The sequence below is a fragment of the Caballeronia udeis genome (assembly GCF_044909315.1).
In the GTDB taxonomy this organism is placed as follows: domain Bacteria; phylum Pseudomonadota; class Gammaproteobacteria; order Burkholderiales; family Burkholderiaceae; genus Caballeronia; species Caballeronia udeis_A.
This window is the reverse complement of record NZ_JBIYEB010000019.1, coordinates 132049-148957: the sequence shown is the minus strand read 5'-3', so window position 1 is coordinate 148957 and position 16909 is coordinate 132049. Positions and strand designations below refer to the sequence as shown.

Below are 16909 nucleotides of genomic sequence, written 5' to 3'. Positions count from 1 at the left end.
ATCTCCCAGGCCATATCTCTCAAGCCACACGCACAGTGACTTCCCCAAGACGCTCGATGCCGACCGTCATCGTGTCGCCCTTCTTCACCGCTCCGACGCCTTCAGGTGTGCCCGTGAAAATCACGTCGCCCGGTTCGAGGCGGAAGAACTTCGACAGATACGCAACCGTCTCCGCGACCGACCAGATCAGATGCGACACATCGCTCTTCTGCCTCGTCTCGCCGTTGACGGTCAGCCACAGGCCGGCGTTCTCGAAGTGACCGGCCTCGCTTGCCGGATGAATCGGTCCGATAGGCGCCGAGTCGTCAAACGCTTTGCCAATCTCCCACGGACGGCCCATCTCGCGCATCTTCATTTGCAGGTCGCGGCGCGTCATGTCGAGGCCGACTGCGTAGCCCCATACGTGATCGAGTGCCCGTTCGACCGGGATATCCGAACCGCTCTTGCCGATCACAGCGACGAGTTCAGCTTCGTAGTGGTAGTTCTCCGTCTGCGACGGGTAAGCCAGTTCAAGCGTGTCGCCGTAGGCGACAGGCACGACGGCATCGGCCGGCTTGCAGAAGAAGAACGGCGGTTCGCGATCGGGATCGAAGCCCATTTCGCGCGCATGCGCCGCGTAGTTGCGGCCCACGCAATAGACGCGGCGCACTGCGAATTGAGCGTCGCTACCGGCAACGGGAACAGCGACGGGCGCTTCGGGCAGGAATACAAAAGACATGATGAGTTCGACTCGATTGATAAAGGTTTAATCACGCGCCGCGAAGACGGCGTATGGAAAGAAAAGCGATACGTCTAGCTGCGTTCTTCGCGCAGCAGATTCAACGCGGCGAGCACGGGGCGATCCGAGTAGCTGAACACCACGCTTTCCGCCGATGCCGCCAGTTGCACCGGCGCCCACGACGGCGCGACGAACACGTCATGCGGCTCGAACGTGAATTCGTCGTTGCCGATCTTCACGGTGCCCGTGCCTTCGACGACGCAATAGACGGTCGCATCGGTGCTGCGATACGTGCGGCCCTTGAAGCCTGTGGGCAGGTATTGCATGAACGTCGCGATGGTCGGCATCGGCCAGCCGCCTGTCGCCGGGTTCACGTAGCGCAGCTTTACGCCGTCCCAGTCGTCGAGTTCGCCGTTGCGATACAGCGCGTCGAGCGCTTCGCGGCTGCGCTCATACGGGTAGCTGAAAATCGGCGAGGTCGGATCTGACACGCGATGCCGCACGGGCACCATGTTGTGACCGAAACGCGCGAAGCTGTCGCCTTCGGGGCGTGACACCGGCTGCGTAGCCTCGGGGTAGTTCTCGGCGAAACCGGCGTCCATCTGGGCGACGAGGGGAATGTCGAGGCCATCGAGCCACACCACGGGCTCGCCGCCGTCTTCCACTGACGGGTTGCCGTGGTCATGCCACGTCCACGACGGCGTGATGATGAAGTCACCCGGATGCATGGTCGTGCGCTCGCCGTTCACGGCCGTCCAGGCGCCCTTGCCTTCGACGATGAAACGCAGCGCCGACTGCGTATGCCGGTGACTTGGTGCGATCTCGCCGGGCAGGATCAGTTGAAGTCCGGCATAGAGGTTCGGCGTCATGCTCGACTTGCCGGGCAAACCGGGGTTTTCGAGCACCAGGACGCGGCGCACGGCTTCTTCGGCGCTGATGACGGAACCGGCCTGCATCACCAGATCGCGCACCTGGCGGTATTTCCAGATGGCGGGCTGGGCTTTCGGTTGCGGCGCTTTCGGCACGAGGTTATGGAGCGACTCCCACAACGGCGCCATGCGCTGCTGCGCGATTTGCTCGTAATAGGCCGCACGCGCGGCGCCTGGATTGTTGTTTGTCATTCCTGTCTCCTTTGATGTCTCTTAGGTCGTGCATAGGCAAATCACGCGTCGCTCTCATCGGCCCAGTACTTGATTTATATGCGACAAAGCCATACCGCGTAAAATGGCAAAAACATCTGATCCATATGGTTTTGGATATATCTCCGCAGCCTTGGCGAAGAATCAGGGCAACAACATGTTGCAGGGGACTGGAGGATTGCGCGATGGACTGGACTTACCGTCTTCGTCTGAGGCATCTGCAGGTGCTGCTGAGCCTCGCGGGCACAGGCAATTTGAGTCAGTCGGCGGCGGCGCTCAACACGACGCAACCGGCGTTGTCGAAGTGGCTCAAGGAACTGGAGGAGGACGTCGGCGTGCCGCTATTCGAGCGGCACGCGCGCGGCTTACGGCCCACGTCGTATGGCGAGGCGCTGATCGAACATGCGCGCCGCATCGAAGCACATCTCGATGTCGCGCGCGACGACATGCAGGCCATGCGTGAAGGCGGCAGCGGCGTCGTGAACATTGGAACATCGGGTGTATCGGCGGCCGATACAGTGCCCCTCGCCGTGGCTCGGCTTCTGGAGCGCATGCCTCGCGCGCAGGTGCGGCTCGTGGAGAGCACGATGAACCAGCTCATGCCGCAGCTCGCGCGCGGTGAACTGGATATTGTGGTCGGGCGGTCGGGTCAGCAGTACGACGATCCGCAGCTGCAGACGGAGACGGAGACGCTCTACACGGAGCCGATCAACTTCGTCGCAGGATCCCAGCACCCGCTCGCCGGGAACTCAACGCTCACGTGGGATGACGTCCTCGCCTACTCGTGGATTGTCTGGCCGCAAGGCACGCCTGTGCGAACTGCGCTGGAGGCGGCGCTTGCCGCGGTGGGACGCGCGCTGCCGGGCCATTGTGTCGAATCCAATTCATCGATTCTCAACCTGACATTGCTGAACAACACGGAACTGGTGGGTGTCGCATCGCATCGGGCCGCACTTCGATTCGAACAATTGAACGCGCTTCGCATTCTGCCCATTCAACTTGAGGGCTTTGGATCCGTCTCGGTCTACTGGCACGCGGAAAACGTCAATCGCATTGCGGTGGCCATGGCGTTAGAGAGCCTTCGCACGTTCGCGGACCCGCACATGAAGGAATGGCACACCGTTTAAGGCTTCAAACACGCTGCAAGGCTCAATCCACGACCGTATCCCCCTGAGCTTTCTGCGTAAGGTTTGCTTCGATCTGATGCATGACCTTCCAGAAAACGCGCATATCTTTCTGGGTGATCCCGTCGAGCGACGCAGAGATCATGTCGGTCAACTCAGGCAAAAGCTCATCGACCAAACGCTTCCCCTCCGGCTTCAGGTTGACGAAATACTTTCGTCTGTCGTTTGGGTCGCGGGTTCTTTGCACAAGGCCGCGCTTCTCAAGGTTGTCCAGGGCGGGCACCGCGGTAGTCGACGCAATCCCCACGCGTTTGCTCAGTTCAAGCTGATTCAGTTCGCCCCGTTCCGCCAATACCCGCAAGTAGTACCAGTACGCAATGGCGATGTTCTCCCGGTCCAGAATCTTCTGCGCCTGGGAGTCGTAGAGCCGGTGCACCGTTCTGGCCATCCACGGAACGGTTCTGCCGCGATCATCAAAAACCTCAGAGGGTTGTTTCGCCGCAGGGACCAGTGACACGGCAGCTTCTTTAATTGCTTTGACCGCAGCGGCGTTCGACTTAGCCATTCGCTCATTCCTCGACGTTGGGATATCCAGCCGGACATGAATCCGATTGGAAAAAAAGACGGCAGTTGAACAACGTCAAACCAAGGGCATTCCCTATGGTCCTTGACTTTATTCATTCTAAAACACATCATTCGATATAAATCGATCTTATCCGGAATCATCTTTTTACAGATCATCCGTCACAAGAAAGATCATACAACATACGGCCAAATTTGCGACCGCTTCGTGGGAAAACTTAAGGTCAGCCGCTGCGCCACGCGCAGATGCATTTCAGCTCAGGTTCAAGACTCACATGCAAAGACATATCCTCGTACTCATACTCTGGCTGATGCCGTTCGCTTTACGGATGGCGGCGCGAAAGTTTCCCTCCGTACGCGAACATCTCGGATCGGGACACTGGGTTATCCAGCTCCGTCTGCGGGACAACAGTCTCGCGAGGCAACTTCATTTCAGAAACGGCACGGTGTCCGCGCGGTGGGGCGTGAACAGCAAGCCGGATGCCGAGCTTGTCTTCATGGACGTGGCCACGGCACGCCAGATGCTTGCGCCCACGACTGATCACGCATTCCTGATCGATGCGCTCAAGAACTTCAAGATCACACAGGGCGGCAGCGATGAGGCGCTCGTCTGGTTTGGTCAGCTCGTGAACACCATGAAAACTGCGTCCTGGCGCAAAGGCACGCGGATGAAAGATGGGACCACCCGTTATGTCACGCTTACCAATGGAGGGCCGGTCTTTGTCTTCGTCAAGGACGACAAGATCATCCGGACAACGCCCATTGATCTAACCGATGAGGACGGGCCAAGCTGGACCATTACCGCACGGGGTCGCCGGTTTTCGCCTGCACGGCGTGCAACCGTCAGCCCGCACGCGCTCTCACTCAAATCCCTCGTCTATTCCGACAAACGAATTCTTCATCCCATGAAGCGGGTTGATTTCGACCCGAAGGGCGAACGCAATCTTCAGAACAGGTGAGTTTCAGGCTACGAGCGAATCAGTTGGGACGAAGCGCTCGACATTGTCGCCGGTGAAATCCGCCGCATGAAGCAGGAACATGGTCCCGGTGCTATCGCGATGGCCACGGGCGCGCATCATCAGTGGGGGAACATCAACTACTACCTGAGCGCCATGCAGCGCTTCGGCAACCTGATTGGCTACACCCGTGTCGAAATGAGCCCGATCAGCTGGGAAGGCTGGTACTGGGGCGCCATGCATCACTATGGCAACAGCTTACGTCTGGGCACACCGAGCTTTTACGGCACAACGGAGGATTGCCTTGAACACGCGGAGGTGATCGTCTTCTGGTCGAGCGATCCAGAGTCGACCAGCGGGGTCTATGCCGGATTCGAAGGCACTGAACGTCGCTTGTGGGCCAAGCACCTCGGAATCCAGTTTGTTCACATTGACCCGTACCTGACGCAATCCGCCCAGTTCCTCGGCGGCAAATGGCTACCCATCAAGCCCGGCACCGACTCGGCGCTAGCGATCTCCATCATGCATGAATGGATGATCAGCGGAAACTACGATAAAGAGTACGTATCATCTAAAACAACGGGCTTCGATGAATGGCGTGCTTATGTTCTCGGTGAAGAGGATGGCACGCCGAAGACGCCGGAGTGGCAGGAAGCTGAAACCGGTATTCCGGCGAAAGATGTCCGCAGTCTCGCGACGTTGTGGGCATCGAAGAAGACCTACCTCGCTGCAGGAGGTCTCGGCGCAGGCTTTGGCGGAGCATGCCGCACCGAGGCGGGGGCCCAATGGACGCGAAGCCTCGTCATGATGATGGCCATGCAGGGATGGGGAAAGCCCGGGATCAACTTTGGCAATCTGCAGATCGGCGCGCCCCAGGACCTGAACTTTTACTTTCCGGGCTACGCCGAGGGAGGAATCTCGGGCGACCTGAACTACACCGCGAGCGCGGCCAACAACTATTGCCGTATGCCTCACATCATCACAATCAATCCGGTGAAACAGTCGATCCCTCGCCAACGGCTTGCCGAGGCGATCACGCAGGGACATGCGGACGGCTATTTGTGGGACGGCTTCTCGGTTGAAGGGCAATTCGGCCAATACTCGTATCCCAAGCTGGGCCATTCGCGGGTTCACATGCTGTACCGCTACGGCTCGTCTTCTTTCGGTACGGTCCCGGGCTCGAACAGACTGGTCGAAGCGTATCGTCATCCATCCCTCGAGTTCGTGGTCAATCAATCGGTATGGATGGAGAACGAGGCGCAGTTTGCAGACATCATCCTGCCGGCCTGTACCGCGCTTGAGCGCGACGATATTTCCGAATGGGCAAACAGTGGCGGCTATATCCAGCATGCACAGAGCCAACTCAATCACCGCATGATGATCATGCAGCACAAATGCATCGAGCCTCTTGGTGAATCCAGATCCGACTATCAGATCTTCCTGGAGATCATGACGAGACTCGGCTACGGCGGCATGTACTCGGAAGGCGGCGGGTCGGAGTTGACCTGGTGCGAGCGGATATTCAACTCGACGGACCTGCCCAAGCAGACCAGCTGGAAGAAATTCCTGCAGAAGGGCTATCACGTCGTGCCGCCGCCCAAGGACGATGACAAGCAGCCGGTGGACATGCGCTGGTTCGCAGAGGGCCGCGCCAAGGACTTGCCGGAGGCGAATCCCCTTCCCGGCGTGTATTCGACTGGCTTCAGCCAGGGACTGCCAACGCAATCGGGCAAGTTCGAGTTTGTTCCGTCCAGCTTGCGCCGTATCGAGCAGGTCGATCCCGCGCGTCCGGCGGTCAATAGATACATCAACAGTCAAAGTGGTGTGAAACAAAGGTTCCCGCTACAACTCGTCACCAATCACCCGGTCTACAGCTTTCATACCCAGGCTGATGGGAAAAGTAGTCACATCAGCACGATCAATGAGCACCGGATGAACGTTGGAGGCTATAAATACTGGGTCCTGCGAATGGGCCCCCACGATGCTTCGGCGCGCGGCCTGCGCTCGGGCGATCTGGTCAGGGTCTACAACGCGCAGGCGTCGGTCATCTGCGCAATAGACGTGTCGCAACTCGTCAAGGATGGCGTGGCACGCGGCAACGAGTCATGCGGTGAACTCGACCTGATCCAGACTTCAATAGGCATGGTTGATCGTGGAGGTTGTCTCAACCTCCTGACACCAGGGCAAAAGATGAGCGCGACCGCGGACGGGATTGTTCCAAACAGTTGCTGGGTGGAGGTACAGAAATGGGACACAACACTGGAGAAGGCAGCATGACCGGTTGGGCACTGGTAGTCGACGTTTCTCTCTGCATCAATTGCAGAAACTGCGTGATCTCGACAAAAGACGAGTACATGGGCAATACATTCCCGGGCTATTCAGCACCGCACCCTCCGGAGGGTCTCGATACGATTCGTGTCGAACGCCACGTCCGGGGAGAGGGATCGCTGGTGGACGTGACCTATATCCCGAAGATGTGCAATCACTGCGACAACGCGCCATGCGTCAAGGCCGCGGCCGATGGGGCAATCTATAAACGCCCGGACGGCGTCGTTGTCATTGACCCGGAGAAGTCACGCGGGCGGCGGGATCTGGTGAAGACCTGCCCCTACGGCATGATTGAATGGAATGAACAGGAACAGGTGCCGCAGAACTGGAATTTTGACGCGCACTTGCTTGACGCCGGATGGAAAGAACCGCGTTGCGCACAAGCCTGCCCAACCAAGGCAATACGTGCGCTAAACATCCCGGACAGTGAACTGGAGGAAATGGCAAGGACCGAACACCTGTCGGTGATTCGCCCGGAGTTGGGCACAAAGCCTCGCGTCTTCTACCGCCATCTGGATGACGCGCTAAGCCATCTGGTAGCAGGCAACGTCTGCGAAGCCACTGGCGACGGTCAGCTCCGAAACCTGGAGGGAGTCGAGGTTGTGCTGCACGACTCCGCCGGCGGCGTCGAACGCACGACAACCACGGACCATTTCGGCGATTTCCGGTTCTCAGGTCTGGCTGAGCAGACGTCGACAATCGAACTGCGGGTTCGAAAGGACGGCAATGAAAAAATCATCGCAACAAGAGAGCGCACAGGGAGCGTCAACCTTGGCACGCTGCTGTGTTGATGTCTTGTCCATTTTCCAACATTCGTAGGAGACTCAAGCATGGAGCTGAACGACAAGGTGGCGGTTATCACAGGCGGAGACAGTGGAATCGGATTCGCTTCGGCACGGCTGTTCCTGGAAGCGGGTGCGGATGTGGTTATCCTGAGCAACAATCCGGAAACGCTTGGCACCGCTCGCAGTCAGCTTGGCGTCAAGCTTGTGACGATTGAGGCTGATGTCACCGACGCCAAGGCGCTCAGCACCGCATTCGCAGAAGTGGGTCGCCGGTTTGGTCATATCGACGTTCTGTTTGCAAGTGCCGGCGTGGTATCTCCCACACCTCTGGAAGGCACGTCCAGTGAGCTCTTTGAACGCGTACTCAGGATCAACGTCGCAGGAAGCTTCTATACGGTTCAGGCCGCGCTGCCATTCTTGCGTTCCGGATCGTCAGTTATCCTGATTGGATCCGTGGTAGCAGCAATGGGAATTGCAGGGTTCGGCGCGTACGCTGCGAGCAAAGCCGGATTATCAGGCATGGCGCGTGCGTTGGCCTCGGAACTCACGCCTAAAGGCATTCGCGTGAACACGCTGGTTCCTGGTCCCACCCGAACGCCAATCTGGAGCACGATCGCTCATACGGAGAGGGAATTGCAGGAGCTTGAAAAAAGCCTGATCAGAAGTATTCCGATTGGCCGCCTCAACAGTGCCGAGGAGGTAGCTCAAGCCGCACTCTTCCTCGCTTCGGACCACTCAAGCAGCATGCAGGCGGCAGAAATCGTTATTGATGGCGGTGCGTCCCGTGCCCCGCAGGGCGCTCCCGCATATCGCCTTTGAGTTTTGAAGTTTGCATTTATCGCGGGGCGGGCGCTAAAGCCCCGCGACTCTCCTTCAGATGGCAAAGCTTTCGAGGGTCGCCGGATGAAACAGCTCACGCGCTTCAAGCCGGCGGCTTGATAGTCCCTCTGCAAAATGACGGTCGAGGAAACGGTTAATAGCATGCTCATTCGCCGAGAAACCGTATGACCAGAAGTCCGTACCCATCAGTTTTCGAGCGGCACGTAAATGATCCTCAACGAACGGCAGGGTCACTTTAGTGGCTGCCGTATCGCTCAAGCGCGCCAACGCAAGCGCTTTGGACTTCTCAAATGCCTTCGTCAATGCGCCTGGGAGCCAGGGATGACTCTCTGCCAGCGTCTTCCTGACTCCAAGCGTATGCATGATCGGAAACAGTTTCGTACGCGCGTACCAGTCTGCCGCGGCCTGGTGCGGATCGTCGAACAGATACTTGACCTGCGGATGCCCAGGGTCGAAACATGAAGGCGCTCGCGGTCCAATGACGGCATCTATCTCCCCGTCCGCCAGCAGGCTTGAGATCGTCTTGCCTTCAGGCGCGTTCTCCAGCCTGACATCCGAAGGCAGGTTCAGCATGATTTTCTCGACCCTTGTCGGATCTTCGTATCCGCCGCGCACCCAGGTCACATCGGAAGGCTTGACACCGTACTCCTCCTCGAGAAAAAGACGTACCCAGACATTCGCCGTCAACTGATATTCCGGCACCCCGATACGCTTGCCCTTCAGATCTTCCGGCCTGTTGATGCCCCTATCCGTGCGCACGTAAATGGACGAGTGTCGAAAGGCTCTCGATGGAAAGACCGGCACCGCGATGTAAGGTGAAGTCCCCGCAGCAGTCTTTACCGAGTAGCTGCTAAGCGAGAGTTCGCAAATATCAAAGTCCGCGTGTCTGAAAGCGCGGAAGAAGATCTCTTCGGGATCCTGCAACATGAAGACCGGGTCCACACCCTCGATCTGAATCTCACCATCAACCAAAGGCCTGATCCGGTCGTAGTTGCCTACGGCGATGGACAACTGAAGCTTGCTCATTGTTTCCTCCAATATCGACCGGAATTAGCGCTTTAGCGCCTGCTCCGGCCCTATGCAAAGCCATCTATTCGATTTATATCGAATCATCTTTCATGGAACGATCTATGTCAAGAAATTCTGCTGGCCCCTCGGCGAGAACCATGTGCACCCGCGGCAGGGGAAACCGACAAGATGTATCAGCAGATTTCCCGAAATTTCTTGACATCGTTCGTTCTTAGACACATCATTCGATATAGATCGATATCTATCGGCATCATGCTATATCGAATAATATGATCGCAGCGCGATGCGTACTACGCTAGTGTGGCGCGACCGATTTTCAGAGGCACGCGTGCGCACCGGGGATCTGTCAGAAACGCTTAAACACAGGACAAACACCATGGGCACCACAACGACGGAGAACTGGGACCGGGAGGTCGACGTCATCATCATGGGCGCCGGCGCCGCGGGAATGACGGCGGCGATCGTGTCGAAGAACGAGGGGCTTGTACCGCTCGTTCTCGAGAAGACAGATCAGGTCGGAGGAACTTCGGCGTGGTCAGTGGGAATGATGTGGTTCGTCGACAGCACGCCAATGCAAGCCGCGGGCTTCAAGGATTCGTTTGATAAGGCGCGGAAATACTTTGCCAATACTGTCGGTGCGAGTGTCGAGCGCTCATTGCAAGAAGCCTACATCCGCGAAGGACGAGCCGCTCTCGACTATATGTTGCGCAACTCCGCGCTGGAGGTGGTGGCAGTCGACTACCCCGACTACCAGCCTGAGCTGGAAGGAGGCATGTTCGGCCGCGCTCACGCCCCGCTGGAATTCGACGCTCGCAAGCTTGGGCCGAGCTTCAAGAATTTGCGTGCTCCGCTACCGGCGTTTGCGCCGTTCGGCGGAATGATGCTTGACCTTGTTGACCTGCTCCACTTCCTGTCCTTCACAAGATCGCCTAGATCATTCTTCCACGTGCTAAAACGCTTTTTGCGCTATGGCGTGGATCGGCTGAGCTATCACCGCGGTACCCGGCTCGTTGGCGGAAATGCGCTTATTGCTCGCCTGTACAAGACCATGCTGGATCGGGAAATCGAAGTCTGGCTGAAGTCGTCCGCCACCAGGCTGATCATGAATGACGGTACCGTCATAGGCGCAGAAGTAGTTCGGGACGGCAGCACCCTCCGAATCCGCGCGCGCCGGGGAGTAGTCATTGCGACCGGGGGATACACGGGCAACCAGGAAATGCGCCGCGAACACTCGCGCAAGCCCACGGTCGAGTTGGGACTCGGACTGCCTGACAACGTTGGCGAAGGTATTCATCTGGGTTTATCGGCCGGAGGGCGACTTGATCGCAACTCCGAGGACACGGGTTTCTATGTGCCCATGTCAGTGCTTTCGAACGAGACGGGAGACAAGGTCTTGTGGGGGCACTTCATGCTTGACCGCCCCAAGCCCGGGTTTATTGCGGTAGGCAAGGACGGAAACCGCTTCACCAACGAGGCGGCGTCGTACCACGACTTCACCCTGGGAATGTTCGACGCCGGTGGCATCCCGGCCTATCTGATTGCCGACGCAGCGGCGGTAAAAAAGTACGGCATTGGTGTCATCCTTCCCGGCAGTTTGTCGCTGCGGCGCTATGAGAAGGCGGGATACCTCTTCAGCGGCCGGACGCTGGCTGAGCTTGCCGGCAAGATCGGTGTCGACCCTATCGGGCTGGAACGCAGCGTCACGCGCAACAACCAATTTGCAGCCAGTGGCGTAGACGCAGACTTCGGGAAGGGATCGTCCGCGTACAACATTTACAAGGGCGATCCGGCACACTTACCCAACCCCTGCCTGGGGCCCATTGAGCGGGGACCCTTTTACGCTGTCAAGTTGATGCCGGGCGACATTGGTACAAGCCGTGGTCTTGTGACCGGAGGTCACGGCGAGGTCCTCGATCATGATAACCATCCCATTCCCGGGCTTTATGCTTGCGGCAACGACATGAACTCGCCGGTGGGCGGACGCTACATTGGCGCCGGGATCACACTCGGGCCCGCGTTGACGTTCGGTTACCTGACCGCCCTGTCTATTGCCGGAAATGAGCACGCTAAGGTCGGCAGCAAGGAAACCGCTCCGGCCTCTTCCACCTATAAAGTTGGCACTGCTTAGTCGATAAATGCTCGCTGTGTAGCGCAAGCCCTGGAGACCGGGGATGATATGCCAGTGCACGCGTTGAACAGTTTAGTTTACGCGCCTACCGCAAATTTATTTACGACAGTGAACGCCGGACGAGAAGAAGGGCCTTTCGGCCCATTGCTCATCGGTCTTGCCGTGTGTCCCACACCCGCAAAATCGCGATGGTGGTGGGCGATGACGGCGATGCCCGATGGACCCACGTGCGCAGCCCAGTCGGTAAAAAACGTTTTTCACGGGTTGCGTAAACAAACCTATTCAACGTCCAGCAGCAGTAGCAGTAGCAAGCCTCGCCAGAGACTCACTCCACCGTCACCGACTTAGCCAGGTTCCGCGGTTTGTCAATATCTGTTCCCCGTGCGAGCGCAGCGTGAAACGCGAGCAGTTGCATCGGAATCGTATGCAAGATAGGGGATAGCAGACCATAATATTCAGTAAGCCGAATCACTTCAATACCCGGGCTTGGCGAGATGCCGCAGTCGGCATCGGCGAATACGAAAAGCTTGCCGCTGCGCGCACTGACCTCATGCATATTCGACTTGAGTTTCTCGAGCAAGCGGTCATTGGGCGCAACCGCAACCACCGGCATCTCGTCACTCACCAGTGCAAGAGGACCATGTTTCAGCTCGCCGGCGGGGTAGGCTTCCGCATGAATATACGAGATCTCCTTCATCTTCAGAGCACCTTCCAGCGCCACCGGATAATGCATACCGCGCCCAAGAAACAGGATATTCTGCCTGCGCGTAAGCTGCTCCGCCCAATCAATGATCTGCGGTTCCAGCGCAAGCACTTTGGTCATCGCGTCCGGAAGATGGCGAAGCGCGCGAAGATGGGTTTGCTCATCGTGTTCGGGTAACCGCTGACGCACCTGAGCCAACGTCAATGCCAGCAGGAACAACGCAACAAGTTGCGTTGTGAAGGCCTTCGTCGATGCCACGCCAATCTCTATCCCCGCCCGCGTAAAGAAAGTCAGTGCGCATTCACGAGCCAATGCGCTGGTCGGCACGTTGCAGATAGCAAGCGTGTGCAACATGCCCTGCTGCCTCGCGACCTGCACCGCGCCCAGGACATCCGCCGTCTCTCCACTTTGCGACACAGCGACAACCAGCGTCTTCGGATTCGGCACGCTTTCGCGATACCGGTATTCACTCGCGATCTCCACACTCACCGGCAACTGCGCCAGGCTTTCTATCCAGTACTTGGCGGTCAGCGCCGCGTGATAGCTTCCGCCACACGCGAGGAGCAACACCGAATGCACGGAATTCAGCACGCGCCACGCGTTGTCGCCAAAGAGCTCCGGCATGATCGATGTAACATCCTGAAGTGTGTCGGCGACCGCTCGTGGTTGCTCGAAGATTTCCTTCTGCATGTAATAGCGATAAAGCCCCAGGTCGGCCGCCCCGCTATGCGCCGCGACGGTATGCACCCGGCGCTCGGCACGGCGCCCATCGGCGTCTTCTATCCGATGCCGGTGAAGCTGGATATCGACTACATCGCCGTTCTCCAGATAGGCAATCTGATCGGTGACGCCCGACAATGCGATAGCGTCCGAGGCCAGGAAGTTCTCGCCATCGCCTATGCCCACCACCAGCGGCATGCCGTCGCGCGCGCCAACCAACCTATGCGGCTCGTCGCGGCACAACACTGCAATGGCATAGCTTCCACGGAGTTGCGCAACCGCTTCCTTGACGGCCTCGAACAAGTCGCCGTTGTACAAGTGATCGATCAGATGCGCGATCACCTCGCTATCGGTCTGGCTAGCGAACACATACCCGCTTTCCTCAAGCGCCGCACGCAACTCCTCGTGATTTTCGATAATCCCGTTATGCGAAAGCGCTATTCGCGGCGCGTCCGCATTCGGTGAAAAGTGCGGATGAGCATTCGCGGTAACCGGCTTGCCGTGCGTCGCCCAACGTGTATGCGCAATCCCCGTATAACCGGACAAGGCCTCGCTGGAGATCACATCTTGCAAGTGCGCAACGCGATCGACGCTACGGGCCCGCACCAATTTCCCTGCCTGATATAACGCCACGCCGCACGAGTCGTAGCCGCGATATTCGAGGCGCTTCAGTCCATCGACCAGATTAGGCAGGACGTTGCGTTGCGCGACCGCGCCAACAATTCCACACATGATGTTGTTCCTTAGGCGGCTCCCCTTTGGAACCGATGCGGGAATGTTAAGGTTGATCTGATGAAATTTAATTTCATAGTATTTGGTTGTTTGAAATTTCTCATTAACCAAAACACTTGATGAAATTTTATTTCACGCTAAGCTATGCGCGAGTGATCACTCTTAGCGCTAAAGACGGAGCCAAAAGTGCCCGGAATTTATCTGGACGAACTCGACCTTCGCATCCTTTCAATCCTGCAAGGTGATTCGTCTGTGTCAAACGTGGAGCTTGCCGGCCGTGTGCATGCGTCACCGCCTACGTGCTTGCGCCGGGTAAGCAAACTCAAGGAAGCCGGGGTCATCCAGCGCGAAGTGGCCATTCTCGATTACGCCAAAATCGGGCCGACGTTAACCGCGATTATTGAAGTGAGTCTTGACCGGCAAGCAGCCGAGGACCTGGACGCTTTCGAAACTTATATCTGCGCGCAAGCGGTGGTGACCCAGTGTTATCGGGTGTCGCCCGGGCCGGACTTTCTGGTGGTAGCCGAAGTCTCCGACATGCCGGAATACGATGAACTTGCGCGTCGCCTGTTCAAGACGTCTTCGAACATCCGCAATGTGCGCACATTCTTTTCGACGCATCGTGCCAAGTTCGAAGCCAATGCCCCGGTAAGGATCGGGGCTGATCGAGCCAGATAGTGTGTGGCCGGTATTGGCTCAGTCCGTCAGCTACAGGAATGCTTCCAGCAACTCCGCAGCCGAAACAACCGTGCAGTATTCGCCGTGCAGGTTCGCTAGCGACATCGCGTGGACCTCATCCGCGCTTCGCGCTTGGCCATTCCAATCCAGACGCCCGAACGTGAAGCATCCATCCGCGACAAGATAGGTATTGAAGCCAAGGTTGCCCGCCATGCGCACGGTCGTCTCGACAGAATTGTTGGTGATCACGCCTGCCACCACGAGGCTTGTATGTCCGCCCTCGCGCAGCCGCTGTTCCAGCCCGGTGCCAATGAACGCATTGTTCGTGCGTTTCGCGATGACCGGCTCCCCATGCAAAGGGGCGGCCTCAGGCTTGAAGTCGTTCCCCGGTTGACCCGGGCGATAGTGAGAAGCCGGTTCCGACGAGTCATGCCGCACATGCCAGACGGGCCAGTTCTCGGTGCGCCAGCGCGCTAATAGACGGCTGATTTCGTTTTCCGCCGAAGGGTTGTTACGAACGCCCCAGTCCGGATGATCAATGGCTTTTTGCAGGTCGATTAACAGAAGCACAGACCCGCGCATAGACGACGAATGCATAGGCTGATCTTAAGTGGGTCAATGGCGCCAAAGTATAGCTGGAACAATTTTCTGAGCCTGAGCCAAGCGGCAACAGAACCTCAGCTAAGCAAGGACATCGGTACAACGGATACGTCACTCGCCGCCGAGCAGCCAAACGTCTGACAATCGCAGCGCCAGAGATCCGCTTCCAAAGCGCGTGCCGGCTCTCACACGCTCGCCAACCGGAATACGTTGACGGTGTCGCGCAGCAACTGGGCCTGCTCTTGCATCGACTGGGCCGCGGCCGTGGCTTGTTCGACCATCGCGGCATTTTGCTGGGTCGTTTCGTCCATCTGAGCAATGGCGATATTCACCTGCTCGATGCCGCGGCTCTGTTCCTCGGACGCCACCGAGATTTCGCTGATGATATCCGTCACGCGCTGCACGGCCTGAACCAGCGAGTGCATGGTCGTGCCGGCGCGCTCCACGAGCGCCTTGCCGTCATCGACCTTGCCGGTCGACTCTTCGATCAGGCTCTTGATCTCCTTGGCTGCGTCCGCGCTGCGGCGAGCAAGGTTACGCACTTCGCCCGCCACCACCGCAAAACCGCGCCCTTCCTCGCCTGCACGCGCCGCCTCGACCGCCGCGTTGAGCGCCAGAATATTCGTCTGGAAAGCGATGCCTTCGATCACGGAAATGATGTCGACCACGCGCGTGGAGCTGGCAGCAATGCTTTGCATCGTCAATACGACCTGCTGCACCGCCGTCCCCCCTTCGCTTGCGATCAGCGAAGCGTTCGCCGCCATCTTGTTCGCCTGATGCGCGTTCTCCGCGTTCTGCTTAACAGTCGCGGTGAGCTGCTCCATGCTCGCCGCAGTTTCGCTGATCGATGACGCCTGCTGCTCGGTGCGTGCGGAGAGATCGTGATTGCCCGCAGCGATCTGCTGGGCAGCGACGGTAATGGTTTCCGTGCCGCCGCGAATGCTCCGGACGGTATCGGCGAGGCGTTGCTGCATGCGTTGCATGGCGGACAACATACTGCTCTCGTCCGATGGGCTCAGCGCGACGTCGTGCGACAGGTCGCCGTTCGCAATGCCCTCGGCGACGGTCGCGGCATACGCCGGTTCGCCACCCAGACTGTGCTTCACATTACGAATGATCAACACCAGCGCCGCCGAGCTCACGCCGCCAATCAACAGGATCACGATCAGGTATTGCATCAGGCTAACCTTGAACGCGTCGTTGATATCGTTCACGTAGACGCCCGAAATCAGGTACCAGTCCCAGGGCGCAAAGCGCTTGACGAAGCTGATCTTCGGCACGGAGTCCGATTTACCCGGCAAGCGCGCCATGTACGGCACGAAACCCTGTCCGTTGGCCTGAGCGAGCTTGACCATCTCGACGAACAAAAGCTTCCCGTTCGTATCCTTGTAGTCGCTCACGTCCTTCATGCGCAGATCGGGAAGCGTCGGATGCATGATGACCACCGGGTGTGCGGTCGTAATGAGCATGTAGCCGTTGCCCGGATAACGCATGGCGGCAAGCTTCACCTTCGCCTGCTGCTGGGCCTGCTCCAGTGTCAGCTCATGGCGGTCCACCTGGCTTGCGTAGTCAGCAACAATGCCGTAAGCCGACTCGACCACGTTTTCAACGCCGATCTTGCGATCAGCGGTCATGGCTTCACGCGACTGCCACGCGGCCCAGCCGCCAAGAAACAGCAGCCCGAGCCATGTAATGAGCAGTGCCAGCGATAATTTGGTGTTCAAACTAAGACGGTCCAATCTACTCTCCGATGCAAGGCACAGTTCATGACCCGACGCACGGTGCGCGCGCCGTTGTGTGCTTATCGGCCATCTGGAGGGAATCTGAAGTCAGGGAAAAACCGGGCC

12 protein-coding genes and 1 pseudogene are annotated in these 16909 nt (G+C 58.2%); 6 read left to right on the top strand and 7 right to left on the bottom strand.

The window, feature by feature from the left end; genetic code table 11:
* Nucleotides 1–19: 19 nt before the first annotated feature.
* Both ABH944_RS27590 and gtdA read right to left on the bottom strand, forming a co-directional pair.
* Nucleotides 20–718 (bottom strand): fumarylacetoacetate hydrolase family protein, encoded by a 699-nt coding sequence (locus ABH944_RS27590; RefSeq protein WP_404610380.1) that lies wholly within the window; start codon nucleotides 716–718, stop codon nucleotides 20–22.
* 74 nt (nucleotides 719–792) lie between these two features.
* Complete coding sequence (gene gtdA / locus ABH944_RS27585; RefSeq protein ID WP_404610381.1) at nucleotides 793–1839, bottom strand: gentisate 1,2-dioxygenase; 1047 nt, start codon at nucleotides 1837–1839, stop codon at nucleotides 793–795.
* Nucleotides 1840–2042: 203 nt separating this feature from the next.
* Here gtdA and ABH944_RS27580 point away from each other — a divergent pair, with 203 nt between their 5' ends.
* Nucleotides 2043–2984, top strand: a complete 942-nt coding sequence (locus ABH944_RS27580; RefSeq protein ID WP_404610382.1) for a LysR substrate-binding domain-containing protein — start codon at nucleotides 2043–2045, stop codon at nucleotides 2982–2984.
* Between the two features lie 22 nt (nucleotides 2985–3006).
* Here ABH944_RS27580 and ABH944_RS27575 read toward each other — a convergent pair whose 3' ends face one another.
* Complete coding sequence (locus ABH944_RS27575; RefSeq protein ID WP_097271673.1) at nucleotides 3007–3546, bottom strand: MarR family winged helix-turn-helix transcriptional regulator; 540 nt, start codon at nucleotides 3544–3546, stop codon at nucleotides 3007–3009.
* Between the two features lie 292 nt (nucleotides 3547–3838).
* Between ABH944_RS27575 and ABH944_RS27570 the strand changes: the two are divergent.
* From ABH944_RS27570 to ABH944_RS27560, 3 genes and pseudogenes are all read left to right on the top strand, one after another.
* Nucleotides 3839–6796 (top strand): annotated as a pseudogene (locus ABH944_RS27570) (molybdopterin-dependent oxidoreductase).
* Nucleotides 6793–7638 (top strand): 4Fe-4S dicluster domain-containing protein, encoded by an 846-nt coding sequence (locus ABH944_RS27565; protein ID WP_404610383.1) that lies wholly within the window; start codon nucleotides 6793–6795, stop codon nucleotides 7636–7638. The pseudogene ABH944_RS27570 and the gene ABH944_RS27565 overlap by 4 nt, the downstream one beginning before the upstream one ends.
* Nucleotides 7639–7677: 39 nt before the next feature.
* Complete coding sequence (locus ABH944_RS27560; protein ID WP_404610384.1) at nucleotides 7678–8451, top strand: SDR family NAD(P)-dependent oxidoreductase; 774 nt, start codon at nucleotides 7678–7680, stop codon at nucleotides 8449–8451.
* A gap of 54 nt (nucleotides 8452–8505) precedes the next feature.
* On the opposite strand, the gene ABH944_RS27555 is transcribed toward ABH944_RS27560, so the two are convergent.
* Nucleotides 8506–9498: an ABC transporter substrate-binding protein gene (locus tag ABH944_RS27555; protein ID WP_404610385.1), complete on the bottom strand. Its 993-nt coding sequence runs from the start codon at nucleotides 9496–9498 to the stop codon at nucleotides 8506–8508.
* 379 nt (nucleotides 9499–9877) lie between these two features.
* On the opposite strand from ABH944_RS27555, the gene ABH944_RS27550 reads away from it, so the two are divergent.
* On the top strand, nucleotides 9878–11629 hold the full coding sequence (locus tag ABH944_RS27550; protein WP_404610386.1) for an FAD-binding protein: 1752 nt from the start codon (nucleotides 9878–9880) through the stop codon (nucleotides 11627–11629).
* A 325-nt stretch (nucleotides 11630–11954) separates the two neighbouring features.
* Here the strand turns inward: ABH944_RS27550 and glmS are convergent, their stop codons facing one another.
* Complete coding sequence (glmS, locus tag ABH944_RS27545; RefSeq protein WP_404610387.1) at nucleotides 11955–13784, bottom strand: glutamine--fructose-6-phosphate transaminase (isomerizing); 1830 nt, start codon at nucleotides 13782–13784, stop codon at nucleotides 11955–11957.
* Nucleotides 13785–13970: 186 nt separating this feature from the next.
* On the opposite strand from glmS, the gene ABH944_RS27540 reads away from it, so the two are divergent.
* Nucleotides 13971–14462 (top strand): Lrp/AsnC family transcriptional regulator, encoded by a 492-nt coding sequence (locus ABH944_RS27540; RefSeq protein WP_404610388.1) that lies wholly within the window; start codon nucleotides 13971–13973, stop codon nucleotides 14460–14462.
* A gap of 30 nt (nucleotides 14463–14492) precedes the next feature.
* Here the strand turns inward: ABH944_RS27540 and ABH944_RS27535 are convergent, their stop codons facing one another.
* Nucleotides 14493–15032 carry a cysteine hydrolase family protein gene (locus ABH944_RS27535; RefSeq protein WP_404610389.1) on the bottom strand — a complete coding sequence of 180 codons (540 nt, stop codon included), beginning with the start codon at nucleotides 15030–15032 and terminating at the stop codon, nucleotides 14493–14495.
* 215 nt (nucleotides 15033–15247) lie between these two features.
* Nucleotides 15248–16801: a methyl-accepting chemotaxis protein gene (locus ABH944_RS27530; RefSeq protein WP_404610390.1), complete on the bottom strand. Its 1554-nt coding sequence runs from the start codon at nucleotides 16799–16801 to the stop codon at nucleotides 15248–15250.
* Nucleotides 16802–16909: the final 108 nt, after the last annotated feature.

Bases quoted from the DNA above. Each gene is read 5' to 3' on its own strand.
- ABH944_RS27590 (WP_404610380.1), bottom strand. From the start codon at position 718: ATGTCTTTTGTATTCCTGCCCGAAGCGCCCGTCGCTGTTCCCGTTGCC.
- gtdA (WP_404610381.1), bottom strand. From the start codon at position 1,839: ATGACAAACAACAATCCAGGCGCCGCGCGTGCGGCCTATTACGAGCAA.
- ABH944_RS27580 (WP_404610382.1), top strand. From the start codon at position 2,043: ATGGACTGGACTTACCGTCTTCGTCTGAGGCATCTGCAGGTGCTGCTG.
- ABH944_RS27575 (WP_097271673.1), bottom strand. From the start codon at position 3,546: ATGGCTAAGTCGAACGCCGCTGCGGTCAAAGCAATTAAAGAAGCTGCC.
- ABH944_RS27565 (WP_404610383.1), top strand. From the start codon at position 6,793: ATGACCGGTTGGGCACTGGTAGTCGACGTTTCTCTCTGCATCAATTGC.
- ABH944_RS27560 (WP_404610384.1), top strand. From the start codon at position 7,678: ATGGAGCTGAACGACAAGGTGGCGGTTATCACAGGCGGAGACAGTGGA.
- ABH944_RS27555 (WP_404610385.1), bottom strand. From the start codon at position 9,498: ATGAGCAAGCTTCAGTTGTCCATCGCCGTAGGCAACTACGACCGGATC.
- ABH944_RS27550 (WP_404610386.1), top strand. From the start codon at position 9,878: ATGGGCACCACAACGACGGAGAACTGGGACCGGGAGGTCGACGTCATC.
- glmS (WP_404610387.1), bottom strand. From the start codon at position 13,784: ATGTGTGGAATTGTTGGCGCGGTCGCGCAACGCAACGTCCTGCCTAAT.